The sequence below is a fragment of the Bacillus sp. AM1(2019) genome (assembly GCF_009906915.1).
Taxonomy (GTDB): domain Bacteria; phylum Bacillota; class Bacilli; order Bacillales; family Bacillaceae; genus Bacillus; species Bacillus velezensis.
Window position 1 is genome coordinate 3592166 of record NZ_CP047644.1, and the last position, 13647, is coordinate 3605812.

At 48.6% G+C, this 13647-nt stretch carries 14 protein-coding genes; 4 read left to right on the forward strand and 10 right to left on the reverse strand.

Annotated elements, in window-relative coordinates; all coding sequences use genetic code 11:
- Positions 1 to 203: 203 nt before the first annotated feature.
- A complete protein-coding gene (locus tag GNE05_RS17825) occupies positions 204 to 929 on the forward strand; it encodes a C39 family peptidase (protein WP_012118548.1) in 726 nt (241 codons plus the stop codon).
- Positions 930 to 945: 16 nt separating this feature from the next.
- Here the strand turns inward: GNE05_RS17825 and GNE05_RS17830 are convergent, their stop codons facing one another.
- From GNE05_RS17830 to hprK, 4 genes are read right to left on the reverse strand one after another with little or no spacing between them, the layout of a single operon-like run.
- Positions 946 to 1464, reverse strand: coding sequence for an acyltransferase (locus GNE05_RS17830; RefSeq protein WP_077722911.1), 519 nt, complete (start codon positions 1462 to 1464; stop codon positions 946 to 948).
- A 3-nt stretch (positions 1465 to 1467) separates the two neighbouring features.
- Positions 1468 to 2118: a pyrophosphatase PpaX gene (ppaX, locus tag GNE05_RS17835; protein ID WP_043020609.1), complete on the reverse strand. Its 651-nt coding sequence runs from the start codon at positions 2116 to 2118 to the stop codon at positions 1468 to 1470.
- A 25-nt stretch (positions 2119 to 2143) separates the two neighbouring features.
- Positions 2144 to 2959 (reverse strand): prolipoprotein diacylglyceryl transferase, encoded by an 816-nt coding sequence (gene lgt / locus GNE05_RS17840; RefSeq protein ID WP_060562505.1) that lies wholly within the window; start codon positions 2957 to 2959, stop codon positions 2144 to 2146.
- A gap of 14 nt (positions 2960 to 2973) precedes the next feature.
- Complete coding sequence (gene hprK, locus GNE05_RS17845) at positions 2974 to 3906, reverse strand: HPr(Ser) kinase/phosphatase (protein WP_003151456.1); 933 nt, start codon at positions 3904 to 3906, stop codon at positions 2974 to 2976.
- A 169-nt stretch (positions 3907 to 4075) separates the two neighbouring features.
- Here hprK and nagA point away from each other — a divergent pair, with 169 nt between their 5' ends.
- Genes nagA through GNE05_RS17860 form a run of 3 tightly spaced genes read left to right on the forward strand, consistent with a single transcriptional unit; the run spans position 4076 to position 6733 of the window.
- The gene (gene nagA / locus GNE05_RS17850) at positions 4076 to 5266 is read left to right on the forward strand and encodes an N-acetylglucosamine-6-phosphate deacetylase (RefSeq protein ID WP_160183048.1); all 1191 of its coding nucleotides are present in this window, start codon (positions 4076 to 4078) and stop codon (positions 5264 to 5266) included.
- Positions 5263 to 5988, forward strand: a complete 726-nt coding sequence (nagB, locus tag GNE05_RS17855; protein ID WP_160183049.1) for a glucosamine-6-phosphate deaminase — start codon at positions 5263 to 5265, stop codon at positions 5986 to 5988. Before nagA ends, nagB begins: the two co-directional genes overlap by 4 nt.
- 13 nt (positions 5989 to 6001) lie before the next feature.
- Positions 6002 to 6733 (forward strand): GntR family transcriptional regulator, encoded by a 732-nt coding sequence (locus GNE05_RS17860; protein WP_012118554.1) that lies wholly within the window; start codon positions 6002 to 6004, stop codon positions 6731 to 6733.
- A 144-nt stretch (positions 6734 to 6877) separates the two neighbouring features.
- Here GNE05_RS17860 and GNE05_RS17865 read toward each other — a convergent pair whose 3' ends face one another.
- The 6 genes from GNE05_RS17865 to GNE05_RS17890 all read right to left on the reverse strand — a co-directional run bounded on the left by GNE05_RS17865 (position 6878) and on the right by GNE05_RS17890 (position 13591).
- Positions 6878 to 7453: a TetR/AcrR family transcriptional regulator gene (locus GNE05_RS17865; protein ID WP_007614041.1), complete on the reverse strand. Its 576-nt coding sequence runs from the start codon at positions 7451 to 7453 to the stop codon at positions 6878 to 6880.
- 167 nt (positions 7454 to 7620) lie between these two features.
- A complete protein-coding gene (locus tag GNE05_RS17870) occupies positions 7621 to 11490 on the reverse strand; it encodes a metallophosphoesterase (protein ID WP_160183050.1) in 3870 nt (1289 codons plus the stop codon).
- A gap of 93 nt (positions 11491 to 11583) precedes the next feature.
- Positions 11584 to 11943 carry a phage holin family protein gene (locus GNE05_RS17875; RefSeq protein ID WP_014418984.1) on the reverse strand — a complete coding sequence of 120 codons (360 nt, stop codon included), beginning with the start codon at positions 11941 to 11943 and terminating at the stop codon, positions 11584 to 11586.
- On the reverse strand, positions 11944 to 12138 hold the full coding sequence (locus GNE05_RS17880; RefSeq protein ID WP_003151448.1) for a PspC domain-containing protein: 195 nt from the start codon (positions 12136 to 12138) through the stop codon (positions 11944 to 11946).
- A 4-nt stretch (positions 12139 to 12142) separates the two neighbouring features.
- Positions 12143 to 13240 carry a DUF4097 family beta strand repeat-containing protein gene (locus tag GNE05_RS17885; protein ID WP_007407448.1) on the reverse strand — a complete coding sequence of 366 codons (1098 nt, stop codon included), beginning with the start codon at positions 13238 to 13240 and terminating at the stop codon, positions 12143 to 12145.
- Between the two features lie 24 nt (positions 13241 to 13264).
- Positions 13265 to 13591, reverse strand: a complete 327-nt coding sequence (locus tag GNE05_RS17890; protein ID WP_003151444.1) for a hypothetical protein — start codon at positions 13589 to 13591, stop codon at positions 13265 to 13267.
- Positions 13592 to 13647 lie beyond the last annotated feature (56 nt).

Consider the following 13647-nt stretch of genomic DNA (forward strand, 5'->3'; position numbering starts at 1 on the left):
CGAATCCTTTAGTTCGCTAATATGATAATATGTTAGCAGATAAAAGAATGAATTGCAACGCCCAATGTCCGCCTATTCTTTTCCATAAACATGGCTAAAGAATGAACAAACCTGTAAACATATCGGAACGATCGAATCATATTGAGCAGAAGTGCTATAATACATAGAATAGCTTCAACAGAAACAAGGGAGAAGAATTGATAATGAAGACGCTTGGAACATTATGTGTGCTGATTCTGACAGCCGTCCTTGTCTATCTGGGATATAACATCTATACAAACGATATTCATTTGAATTTTTTCAATCAGCAGTCCGACGAGCCTGATGAGAAAACACCGTTAAAAGGGAGCGCGTCACCGCTGAATGTCGTTCTGTACAGACAGATGGATTCTCCCAGACTTTACAATGGCTGTGAGGTGACAAGCCTTGCCATGATTTTGAACAATGCCGGATATCATGTGTCAAAAAATACATTGGCGGATAAAATCAATAAAGTTCCGCTCACATACAGCAGCGGGCTGAAGGGAGATCCGAATGAAGGATTTGCCGGAGATATGGAAAACGGCCCGGGTTTAGGCGTTTATCATGAGCCGATTGATAAACTTGCCAAAGAATATGCGGGAAACAAAGTATACGATCTGACGGGAAAAGACATTTCTTCAGTGTACCGCCAGCTTGAAAAAGGGCGGCCGGTCTGGGTGATTACCACCACATCCTTTAAGCCGGTTGATAATATGCAGACTTGGAATACGCCGAACGGAAAGATCGACGTTACGTTCAGCATGCATAGCGTAGCCGTTACCGGTTATGATCACGATTATGTATACGTCAATGATCCTTACGGCTATAAAAACAGAAAAACAGATCGGTCTGACTTTGAAAAAGCCTGGAAGCAGATGGGCAGCCAGGCCATTGTGATCAAGTCATAAAAAAACCCCGCTGACGTTAATCAGCGGGGTTTTCCATTCGTTTTTTCATTTCTTCGTGCGTATAGATCAGCTTCATCGGATTTCCTCCGACAAACGCCCCGGCCGGGACATCTTTGTGCACCAGCGTGCCGGCTGATACAACGGCTCCGCTCCCGATGGTGACGCCGGGCAGAATGGTTGTGTTTGCCCCGATCATCACCTCGTCACCGATTGTGACAAAACCGGTCCGGTACTCATGTATTAAATATTCATGAGCCAAAATCGTCGTATTGTAGCCGATGATACTGTTTTTTCCGACAGTGATTTTTTCGGGAAACATGATATCCGGCATCACCATCAGCGCGAATGACGTCTGTTTTCCGACATTCATTTTCAAAAAGGTTCGGTACAGCCAGTTTTTCACGCTTAAAAACGGCGTATACCTTGCGATCTGAATGATGATGAAATTTTTCATCACCTTCAGAAAGGGAACCGTCTGATAAACATGCCACAATGAATTTGCACCTGAAACCGGATGGCGGTCTGTTTTTCTCACGGATTACTTCACTCCGGTGATGTGCAATAAATCACTCATTTTCTCGAGCATATAATCGGGTTCATAGGCGGAAAGCGTCTGTGCGCCTTTAATCGTCCACGCGACGCCGGCTGTTTTCGTGCCGGCGTTTTTTCCCGCCATGACATCGTGATAATTGTCACCGACCATTATGGCTTCCGACGGATCGCACCCAAGCCGGCTGAGCGCAAGCCGCACAGGCTCGGGGTCAGGCTTCGGATGCTTTACATCATCAAGCGTGACGACAGTATCAAAAAACGCCCCGATGCCTGTCAGCTTCAATCCCATATTGACTGTATCCCTCAGCTTTGTGGTGACAATCCCGAGCCGATATCCCGCTTTTTTCAATTCATCCAGCGTTTCATAAACCGTTTCGTACTCCGTGACGAGCTCATCGTGCTTTTCATGGTTGAATGCTCTGTACATGCTGATCATCTCATCGCACTTTTCAGCATTAATGCCTGAAAACGTTTCATACAGAGGCGGGCCGATAAACGGAAGCACATCTTCCCTTTTAAACTGCCCCGGGCAATAATGATCAAGCGTATGAAGGTAAGAAGCGATAATCAGTTCATTCGTGTCAATCAGCGTGCCGTCGAGATCAAATAAAATGGCGGTTACACGTTTATCAGTCATCTTATGTCCTTTCCGATTTCAGACGTCAGTCCGTGTCGGCATACCGCTGATCGGCATACCCCTTCATGCGTCTGAAAATCATTAAAATAAACGCAAGTACAATCAGCACAATGGAAATGACCTGCGCGATCCGAAGCTGGCTCGTAAGCATCAGGCTGTCCGTCCGCATTCCCTCAATAAAGTATCTGCCGATCGAATACCAGATCACATACGTCAAAAACAGATTGCCCCTGCGCAGGTTCACGCGGCGGAGCAGAAGCAGAATCACGACGCCCGCAAAACTCCACAGCGATTCATACAAAAACGTCGGGTGATAATATTGTCCGTCTATGTACATCTGATTAATGATGAAATCCGGAAGATGCAGACTTTCCAAAAATGACCGGCTGACCGCTTCACCGTGAGCCTCTTGGTTGATAAAGTTCCCCCAGCGCCCGATGGCCTGGCCAAGCAGAATACTCGGCGCGGCAATATCCGCCAGCTTCCAGAATGAGATGCCTCTTATTTTTGAAAAGACGATTCCCGTCGCGATTGCGCCGATTAATCCGCCGTGAATCGCGATGCCGCCTTTCCAAATTTTAATGATTTCCCCGGGGTGTTCCGAGTAATAGCTCCACTCGAAAAGCACATAATATGCCCTTGCGCAAATGATTGCGATCGGGATGGCGAAAAGAACAAGATCAATAAAAATGTCCTTTTTCAGCCCCCGCTTTTCACTCTCCCTCATGGCCATCCAAAGCCCTAATAACGCGCCCGCGCCGATAATGATTCCGTACCAGTGCACGGATAATGGCCCGAGCTGAAAGGCAATCGGATTGATTGGTGTTCCTGCTTCATTCATATCATTGCCAACTCCTATTCGTCTTGTTCGCCGTCCTCAATGACATCCGCCAGCTTATTCGTGAATTGCTCGGCAGCATTTAAGCCCATCCGCTTCAATCTGAAGTTCATCGCTGCAACTTCGATAATAACGGCGAGATTCCGCCCCGGGCGGACAGGAATGGTCAGTTTTGTAATTTCCGTATCAATGATTTTCATTTTTTCTTCTTCAAGTCCGAGACGGTCGTATTGTTTCCCTTGCTCCCAAAGCTCAAGGTCCATGACGATTGTAATTCTTTTATTGCTTCTGACGGCGCCCGCTCCGAACAGCGTCATGACATTTATAATGCCGAGCCCCCTGATTTCGAGCAGATGCTCAATCAGATCAGGCGCGTTCCCGACAAGGGTATCCTGATCCTCCTGCCGGATTTCAACGCAGTCATCCGCGACAAGACGATGGCCTCGTTTGACAAGCTCCAGCGCCGTTTCACTTTTACCGACGCCGCTTTTTCCCGTAATGAGCACGCCGACGCCGTATATATCCACAAGTACGCCGTGAATGGCCGTTGTCGGCGCGAGACGGCTCTCAAGAAAATTCGTCAGCCGGCTTGACAGCCTGGTTGTTTTCAGAGGGGATCTGAGCACAGGCACGCCGTTTTGCTCGGAAGCTTCTACAAGCTCCGGCGGGATCGGCATATCTCTGGAAAGTATGATAGCCGGCGTCACATCGGTGCACAGCGATTTCATCCGCTGTTTCTTATCTTCCTCGGGAAGCTGATCGAAAAATGACAGCTCCGTTTTTCCTAAAAGCTGCACCCGTTCTCTCGGGTAATATGTAAAATAACCGGCGATTTCAATACCAGGCCGTGATAAATCACTCATCGTAATCGGGCGGTTAATCCCTTCTTCTCCGCTGATCAATTCTAAATGGAACTGCTCCATTACGTCTTTGGTCCGAACCTTTGCCAAGATATGTTCCTCCTGTTCTGGGATGTTCCGAGCTTTGAACAGTTATATTTTATCACTTTACCGTCTGAACCAAAACAGATTTATACAATTCCGGCATAACTGGTCTAGATAACTAGTCTGAAAAGGAGTAAAATAAAACTAACAACTAACCAGAAAGGCGTGTTTTAAAGTGGCTGAAAGCTTGTTAATCAGCGGTGCGGACATCGTAACAGAAGAAGAAATCATCCGAAACGGATTTCTCGGTATAAAGAACGGCATCATTTCTTACGCGGGGAAAACAAGACCGCAAGAAACGTATGAGAAGGAATGGAAGGCGCCCGCGGGCTCGTATGCGCTTCCCGGAATGATTGATATTCATATTCACGGCGGATACGGCGCGGATACGATGGATGCTGATGTTGCAGCTCTTGATACAATGTCCGCCCGGCTGCCCGAAGAAGGAACAACCTCTTTTCTAGCGACAACGATCACACAGCAGCACGAAAACATTGAAAAAGCGCTCGTCAACGCCAAAAAATGGGCGTCTTCCTCACCGCAGGCCCAAAAAGGCGCTGAGTTGATCGGCATTCATTTAGAAGGACCGTTTGTCTCTCCGAAAAAGGCGGGAGCACAGCCGAAACAATGGATTACTCCTGCTGATGCCGGGCTCTTTCAGAAATGGGAGCGGCTCTCGGGAGGGATGATCAAAATCGTGACGCTTGCGCCGGAAGAAGATCCTGATTTCAGCCTGATCCGTTATTTAAAAGACCAAAACATCATCCCGTCAATGGGACACACAGACGCAGGAGCCGAGCTTTTACAAAAAGCGGCGGATGCCGGGGCGGTGCATATGACGCACCTCTTCAACGCCATGAGCTCCTTTCATCACCGTGAGCCGGGGGGCATCGGTACGGCTCTCGCCTGCGGCCGCATCACGGCGGAGCTGATCACTGACGGCATTCATTCCCATCCTTTGGCCGTTAAGCTTGCCTATTTGGCGAAAGGAAGCCAAAACCTGATCATGATTACAGACTCCATGCGGGCAAAAGGGCTTAAGGACGGAGAATACGAGTTCGGCGGACAAAAAGTCACCGTTCGCGGGGACACGGCGCTTCTCTCTGACGGGACGCTGGCCGGTTCCATTTTAAAAATGAATGAAGGCGCAGCGCTCATGCGCAGGTTTACAAACTGCTCATGGCCGGATATAGCAAATATGACATCGGCAAATGCGGCCCGCCGCCTCGGCATATTCGACCGTAAAGGAAGCATCGCCGAAGGAAAAGACGCCGACGTTGTTCTGACGGACGGACAGTGCGGCGTGCTGGCCACGATTTGCCGCGGAAACACCGCATATATCTCAAGGGAGGCTGATTGGACATGAACGTTATCACATGCAGACATTATGAAGAATTAAGTGAAAAAGCCGCATCGATTATCGCTGAAACAGTGAAACAAAAGCCGGATGCCGTTCTCGGCCTTGCGACGGGGGGCACTCCTGAAGGCGTATACAAAGAACTTGTGCGGATGCACCGCTCAGAGGGCTTGTCATTCCGAAATGTCACGACGATCAACCTTGATGAATACGCCGGGCTTTCTCCCGAGGACAAAAACAGCTATCATTATTATATGAATACACATTTTTTTGCACATATCGACAGCCGAAAGGACCGCCACTTTCTCCCTGACGGACGGGCAGACGATCTTGATGCCGAATGCAGACGCTATGACCGATTGATTCAAACACTCGGCGGAGCGGATATACAGCTTTTAGGCATCGGACACAACGGCCATATCGGCTTTAATGAACCCGGGACGCCATTTGAATCCCGAACCCATGTTGTTGAGCTGAATGAAGAGACAAGACAGGCGAATGCGCGGTACTTTCCGTCAATTGATCAAGTCCCTGTAAAAGCCCTGACAATGGGGATCGGGACGATTTTGTCCGGCAAACGGATTTTGATCATGGCATCCGGAAAAAGCAAGGCCCACGCGGTGAAGCAGCTTCTGGACGGGCGCATCAGCGAAGCATTCCCCGCCTCCGCCCTGCACGCGCATCCGGATGTGACGGTCTTGATTGATGAAAAGGCTGCGGGCGGCGATTGAAAGGATTTGACCTATGCAGATTGATAAACAATCTCCGATTCCGATTTACTTTCAGATTATGGAACAATTAAAAACACAAATCAAAAACGGCGAGCTGAAAGCGGATGCGCTGCTTCCGTCGGAGCGGGAATACGCCGAACAATTCGGCATCAGCCGAATGACGGTGCGCCAGGCGCTTTCCAATCTGGTGAATGAAGGATTTTTATACAGGCAGAAAGGCCGGGGAACGTTCGTCAGCAAACTGAAGATGGAACAGCCGCTTCAAGGGCTGACAAGCTTTACGGAAGATATGAGAAGCCGGGGCATGAAGCCGGGGAGCAGACTTGCCGAATACCAGCTGATTCAGGCGACGGAAGAATTATCTTCTATCCTGGGATGCGGCTATCCGGCAACGCTTCATAAAATCATCCGCGTCCGGCTGGCGAATGATATCCCGATGGCGATTGAAGCCTCGTACATCCCGTTTGACAAGGCGGGAAAACTGGACGCCTCCCATTTTCAATCATCCATGTATGAGCATATTGAAGCGTACAATCAGATGCCGATCTCACGGGCAAAACAAGAGCTTGAACCGGGAGCCGCTTCCGAGGAAGAAGCTGAGCTGCTCGGTATCCAGCCCGGCGCCCCCGTCCTCTATATCAAGCGGACCACTTATCTGCAGGACGGCACTGCCTTTGAGCACGTCAAATCCGCCTACAGAGGCGACCGCTACACATTCGTGCATTATATGGACAGGGTGAAATGAAACATCTCCAACCGTTACGGGTTGGAGATGTTTTTTTGATCTGCCATTTTCAAATCAAGCCGGTGAATGTTCTCTATGACTCTGTCAAAACGGAGAGGCTGGGGTTCTGGTATCTATTTTTATAAAGAAGAGAGTAATAAAATGCTACCCTCTGTTTTGGACAATATACGGAACCTGCTTTGAAATCAGCAGCAGCGGTTCTTTGTTTTTATGAGCCAGCGAAAACATGATTGCGCCTTCAATCATCGAGTTGATTGTCACCCCGAGCTTCTCCGCTTCCTCTTGTTCAAACCCATGCTCAAGAAATTTTGCCGCAAACACATCCGTCCACTTCTTGAACACCTCAACACATGTGCATCTTAACGTTTCATTGATCAGAGCGGTCTCACCCGCCAGCAATCCAACCGGCACGCCCTCAATATTCTGCGGATCATTAAACTGTTCAGCCGTTACATGAATAAAGTGCTGAATCGCTTCTATAGGGTCCGCGAATTGAGACATACTATTCTGTATTTGCTTTTCAACGCATCTTCCCGTATATTTGATCGCCGCAATGGCGAGTTCTGCTTTTCCGTTTGGAAAGTGATGATACACAGACCCTCTGGGTGCTCCGCTCTCTTTTATAATTTGGTTCAAACCAGTCGCATGGTATCCCTGAATCTGAAAAAGATATGCAGAGGTTTGAATAATTCTTTCTTTTGTCCCGGTTTTACTGTTCATTATGTTTCCTCCTGCATATTACGAAAACCAATCGATTTTAGTATAGAAAAGGGACATAAAAAAGTCAAAAGCACTTATTACAGCAGGGCGCCGCCATTTACGTACAGAAAAAATCCTGCTGACCGTCAAATTTTCTTCTGAGCGATCAGCAGGCTGTATTTTTTTCGTTATGGGTTTGAGGCATGCCTGAAATCAAACTGATCCGGAGCCGGGCGATACGGCGTATTTCCCGTTTTGAACATCCACAGCGGTGATATTGTTTTGCCGTTGTACGGGTCCTTAACGACGGTGTACCAGTAATAAACGGAATCAGGCTGCAGGCCGTCCCAGATCCAATTTGCGGTTTTTCCGCTTTTTACGTGTTTTTTATGACCGAGCAGTTCGTTCGTATAGACGTTGCATTCAAAATAATCGGTCGCCACCCTTTTCCTCTTCGGCTGTAAATCCATTTCTGCTGAGAATTCGTCTTTATCAGCGAACAGATCGGTGTCATAGTAATTGATGTCATCCGTGTACGGCGAGTAGGAGAACATGTGAACCTGATTGGCGGCCTGATCGAATTGCATCATGCGCATAAAGCCCTGTCCCCCTTCCGGACCGTCCTGGTAGTCGGTCAGAATTTGGTGGACGAGGCGGTCCGGTTTTCCGTCCCCGTCATCGTCAAGCGCATCGGTTTTTTTCATGGCGTTATGGTAATGGCCGCTTAATACCATCGCCACATTGCGATTCGGCTTGACGACTTTTCGATAGATCGTTTCCCCGATCGGGCTTCGATTTCCGCTCACAAGCAAGTACTCATGAAAGCATAAGATGGCGGTTCGGTCCGGATACCTCTTTAGCACTTGATTGATCCAGTCAATCTCTTGTTCCCCAATGCCCCAGCCCATATAAATCATAATAAAATCGTTCCCGCTTGCCGACAGCAGATCATAATGCCCGCGGTTATTTTTGTATGATCCGCCGTAATGCATGTTCTGTTCAAACCGGCGGCTCCCGAAGAAATCCCCGAAGGTTCGGTATGTGCCGTCTTTATGGCCGACGTCGTGATTGCCGGCAAGCACTCCGTACGGAATCCCCGCCTTATCAAGCGTCCGCATGGAGTGATCGGCGTTTTTCCACTGTTTCATCACCATTGAATCATCGACGATATCACCAGTATGAAAGACATATTTAATATTGTGCTTTTCCTTATTTTCTTTGATCCACTCCGTCATTTTGTCAAAAATGTGCGGGTGCCCTTGTGCGTAATACTGTGTATCCGACATCCAGACAAACGTATAATTGCCTTTCGCAGGTATTTGATCCTGCACGATGACATTCATTTTTGAGTTCTTCACCACATCCGCTGCGGAAACGGCGGCTTTTAATGTAAACGGCTTTTTATCTTTGGCAAGGACGCTGTCCGCCTCCTGCCAGCGGCTTGTCCGGTAATTCCAAATATACATGGTTACCTTTCGGCCGGGCAGAGAGCTTCCTTTCCAGACCGCCTCGGCCAGATCCGTTTCGTCGATAGACGGGTCAACGGAGACTTCGAACCGGTGATAAGGAAAACGCTCCATACTTTCCGCCGAAACGGTTTTTCCGTCATTTGCCGAGATGCGGTTCATTTCCGGCAGGGTAAACGGCATTTCATTTTCTTTTATGCCCCTCGGCGGTTCCGTTAATGAGGCGTGTTTATACACTTTCACGCTGCCCGGATTCCGCGCGGTATAACGGAAGCCCCGGTAAAATGATACATTCATGTCATCCTTCGTCGGGTCTTTTACCCGGACGGACAGCTTTGCTTTGTGGGCGCCGATTTTTTGATCAGCAAGCTCCGGCTGGTTCGGCTCCTCCCGTTTGATATGGAAGGTGCGGACGGAGGTTGTTTCATTTCCGGCAAGGTCTGCCGCAATGATAGTAAGGGTATGTTTTCCGGGCTTAAGATCGGCTGATGACGTGTGATGCGGGAGCGTAATGCTTTCTCCGTCCAAAAACGCTTTGACCTCTTCCACTTTGCTCCATTTGTCACGGATGTCCGCATTCAGCTCAACATTACCTTTCAGCGCCGCGCCTTCTTTAATATTCGGGACAATCTTCGGCCCCGTATTGTCCACCCGCACAGACTGGCTCAGCTGCTCCTCACCGTCGCTAACAAAAATGTGGTGATAGCCTTCAGAAAGCTTCGCCGTATTCCACGGCAGCAGCCGTGACGTAAACAAGTGATCCGGCAGGCTGAATGAGAAGGTCTTCTGCTGATTCGCCCGCCTGCCGTCACCGATAAACAGCTGCTCAGCCGGATCCGTCTTCCCGTCTTTGATCACCGTTCCGTCCGAAAGCACCAGACGGGCATGTTTCACGACAAAATCATCCCGATTCTCTCCCGTGTCATACGGAGAAACCTTTGAGCCCGAACGGATGGATACTTTCTGTGTTTTGCCCCCTTTTTGCAGCAGACGTTCCGGAAGGAGAACCGAGTGCGTTCTGTAGCGGTGAGACGGATCGTCAAAAATGTGCAGCACCTCGTTTTCCATCATGACGGTGTTTTGAAAATAAAGATTCGTTTTCCGGGCATCGAAGGCGAAATAGACTTCTTTTTCCAAGGCCGGCCGGGTCTCCTGCCGTTTGCCGTCAATCCACAGCTTGATCTTATCGGGGCTGACGTCGGAAGTCGCTTTGAGCAGATAGGTGCCGGATATCGTATCTTCGGGTTCAACATTCATTCTGAGTCCGTGTGATTTGCTCGTCTGTTCAATGTCAATCATCTTGACGGGCGTTTTTGCTTCATTTTCTCCATCACTGGCTGCGATATAATACTCAAGCTGATCCTGGCCGAGCAGTTCCGGGGAATAAAGAATGTGATGGTATAAGCTGTCGTTGCGGTCTTTTTCGGCCAGAATTCGTTTGAATGGTTTTTTCTCATTGGTCCGGTAATAAAACGCGGCTGTTTTGACAAGGTTTTTGTCTTTTATGTCAGCCTTTAATTCAATGCTTTCAGCGGGCCGGACGGGCTTTCTGTCTGTAAGGTCTTCGATGACCGGTTTTTCCTTGTCAGGTTTTATCACCCTTTTCTGCTGCGGGATCTGCGCCTGAAAAACAGAGCCCGGTGACGGCTTATGCTCGCTCGTGGAGATCCTCAGTAATTCTCCCGTTCCGTTCAGCGGATATTTGTACAGCAAAGAAGTCAGCCGGCGGAAAGCGTGTTTCCGGTAATGCGCTGAGGCGATACCCTTTCCGGTATTTGCCGACAGCACCACCGTACGCGGGCGGCCGTTGGACATTCCGTCCGTCCCTTCGATGACGGCGAGATGTTCTCCCTCCTTCAGGCGTGTCCCGTAATAGCGATTGAAATCATCTATCGTCAGTTCTGATGCGGCGCGTCTCAGCCAAAACACGTAAGTCCCGCCTGACGGAATGACGGTATCTTCTTTCGGCCTCCATATCATATCTGATTCCGGCCCTTCCTTCGGATAGCGGTAGCGGATGTGATAGTCTTTAAAATGAATGGGTCTGTCCGTCGTGTTATACACCTCGATAAATTCATAGGCATCAGCGCCGTCTTCATTTTTCGTATCAACCGCAAGCTCCGTAATCATCAGCTCGGGAATATGATTCAAATCGGCTTGATAGCCGTCCAGCTTCAGCCGCTTTTTCTCCGATTCCGCCCGCTGTCTGCCGTTGGTGAATACGAGGTAATATTCCAATTCTCCATTCCAGATATCCCGCTTTGAAACCTGGGCCGTAAACAGCCGGATTGCGCCTGGCGCGGGCTCCATCGGCACCATTTTAAACCCCAGCTCATTGCTTTGTTTATAAAAAAGAAACGCCGAAAACGCTTGATAGTCAGCATTCCGTACATGAGCCTGTATGAACAGGTTTCTTTTCATTTCCGCCTTTACTTCGATTTGGGGAGGATTCTCCAGAAGCGGTATGTAATGAGGCGGCTGTCCGAATTCCTGCTGATTCACGGGGATTGCCGATTCTTTGCGCGCCGCATCCGCAGAAGGACTTACACAAAGCAAACCAATCAGAAAAAAGAGCGTCATCACAAGTTTCATCTCATTACCTCCCTATGCATTATGTTGCGTCAGGAGGCCGCCGCTTATGTAAACCGCACATAAAAAAGCTGCCCTCTCGGGACAGCTCGTTTTTTACCCTTTTCTAAGCGGCTCCAATATGCCTTTTTGAATCAGCAAGTGGAAAACGGACAGCACGACGGATGCCCAAATGGCGGTGCCGAACCCGTCAATCTGAAAGCTGTCTCCCATCAAGGCTGCGGTCATCATTAACGTAATGGCGTTGATGACAAACAGAAAGAGGCCGAGGGTCACAACCGTGACGGGCAATGTCAATATGACGATGATCGGTTTGATCAGCACATTTAACACAGAAAGAATCACACTGGCGATGACAGCCGCTCCGATACTGCTGATATGGACGGAATCAAAATATCCCGCGATAACGATTAATAATAACGCATTTACTAAAATGCTGACTGCCCATTTGATCATTTATTTCAAATCTCCTTCTAAAGGTACGACAAAACACCAGATAATATATACAATCGGCACGATTCCGCTCGTGACAAGCGCTAATACAACGGTGATAATGCGCAAAAGCGACGCATCCATATTGATGTACTCCGCCAAACCGCCGACGACACCGGCGATTTTACGGTTTTTTTCTGAACGGTAAAGTCTTTTCATCCAATCACCTCTGAGTATGCTTGAGCTTAATGGCTCCTGTTAACGATTCTGAGAAAATCGAGAGATGCTGATCATGGCCTTGATTTGATGCCAGCATCAGTTCTTTTTGAATGGTATCATTCTTTTCCTTTAAAATTTCCGCATCAATCAGCTCATGGCTGAGAGAGCCGAGATTGCTTTTCAGCTCCGCTTTCACCGCCGAATCATCAGGCAGAGCGATCTCCACGTTTCCGGTCGTCGTTTTCGTGTAGATGGAGCGGCAGTGCGGCGCTGTCACGGTAAGCATGATATTGCCGTTAAAGCTTTGAACGTCAATGGATTCACTCGATCCGCGCAAATCAATCAAGCCGTTGATCGTTTCCGCTTCAATCGCGCCGCATTGATGTCCGGCCAGCTTGATTTGTCCGTTAGCCGTTTCCGCCGACGCTTTATCAGCCGTCAAATGAGAGAATGACAGAACGCCGTTTGTCGTTTTCGCCGAGAATTCTTTTACATGTAAATGTTCCCCTCTGATCGGTCCGTTAAACAGCTTCACTCTTATCTTATCGTACTCTTTCTGGGGAACATAAAGCGTAACATTGGTTTTCATCGTTTTCTTTTCCGTGCGGACAAAAAACTTATTGCCCTTCACTTCACACTCAATGTGCTGAAGAAATGCGGTCCGCGCCGCCTCCTGACTGTCCGCCCGGTACACTTTCGCCTGGCACTCCGCTCTGATATCTTCATCCGCCCACGGCACGATATTGACGCTGCCGTTTGCGATCTGCATATCAATGGCCGAGAATTCACTGTCTTTAAATTGAAAAATATGCTGCACTTCGTGTGCGTGGCCGAAATTCAGATCAAGATCCGCTTCCTTCACTTTTTTGACGGCAGAATCAATCCAGTCGAACAGCTTCGCCCCGAGCGACGGCTTTTGGCTTCCTTTTGCCCCGCTTTCGAAATCTTCCGCAGGTTCCTGGACCTCCGCAGATAATGCGGTGATCTGCTCTTCTTTTTCTTTATATTCATGATCCAGTTTTTCAATGAGCGTCAGTGCTTCCTGCGCCGTCAGCATGCCGTCTTCCACAAGCTTTAAAATCCGTTCTTTCTCCTGTTTCATACAAAACTCCTCCCCCGACTTTTCTTACACCTGGCGTAACACCTTAATTCCCTGCACGATATTCCAAATGACCATTCCGATGAGGATCAGAAAATAAACAGCTGCTCCTGTTATCATAACAAAAACGGGCACCATACTCTCCCCCTGAGCCGTAATCAATCCGCCGACAACACCCGCGGTCACAATCAGCAATCCCGCAAACGGAATGATATGGGAAATCAGAGCGCGCATGGCATGCCGCTTCGTCTCTTTTTCATCGACGACAAAGTAAGCCACAATCGGAAGAATGAGCGGTGCGAGAAACACGCTGAAATAACAGATTGATGCGATAATCGCTTGATTTCGGTTCAATAAAAACACTCCCTGTGCCGTAATGTAAAAACCCTTCCTTATACATACGTATGACG

What these genes read in the sequence shown, in the direction of transcription:
- GNE05_RS17825 (WP_012118548.1), top strand. Translation starts at nt 204, where the DNA reads ATGAAGACGCTTGGAACATTATGTGTGCTGATTCTGACAGCCGTCCTT.
- ppaX (WP_043020609.1), bottom strand. Translation starts at nt 2,118, where the DNA reads ATGACTGATAAACGTGTAACCGCCATTTTATTTGATCTCGACGGCACG.
- lgt (WP_060562505.1), bottom strand. Translation starts at nt 2,959, where the DNA reads ATGAATGAAGCAGGAACACCAATCAATCCGATTGCCTTTCAGCTCGGG.
- nagB (WP_160183049.1), top strand. Translation starts at nt 5,263, where the DNA reads ATGAACGTTATCACATGCAGACATTATGAAGAATTAAGTGAAAAAGCC.
- GNE05_RS17860 (WP_012118554.1), top strand. Translation starts at nt 6,002, where the DNA reads ATGCAGATTGATAAACAATCTCCGATTCCGATTTACTTTCAGATTATG.
- GNE05_RS17865 (WP_007614041.1), bottom strand. Translation starts at nt 7,453, where the DNA reads ATGAACAGTAAAACCGGGACAAAAGAAAGAATTATTCAAACCTCTGCA.
- GNE05_RS17870 (WP_160183050.1), bottom strand. Translation starts at nt 11,490, where the DNA reads ATGAAACTTGTGATGACGCTCTTTTTTCTGATTGGTTTGCTTTGTGTA.
- GNE05_RS17875 (WP_014418984.1), bottom strand. Translation starts at nt 11,943, where the DNA reads ATGATCAAATGGGCAGTCAGCATTTTAGTAAATGCGTTATTATTAATC.
- GNE05_RS17880 (WP_003151448.1), bottom strand. Translation starts at nt 12,138, where the DNA reads ATGAAAAGACTTTACCGTTCAGAAAAAAACCGTAAAATCGCCGGTGTC.
- GNE05_RS17885 (WP_007407448.1), bottom strand. Translation starts at nt 13,240, where the DNA reads ATGAAACAGGAGAAAGAACGGATTTTAAAGCTTGTGGAAGACGGCATG.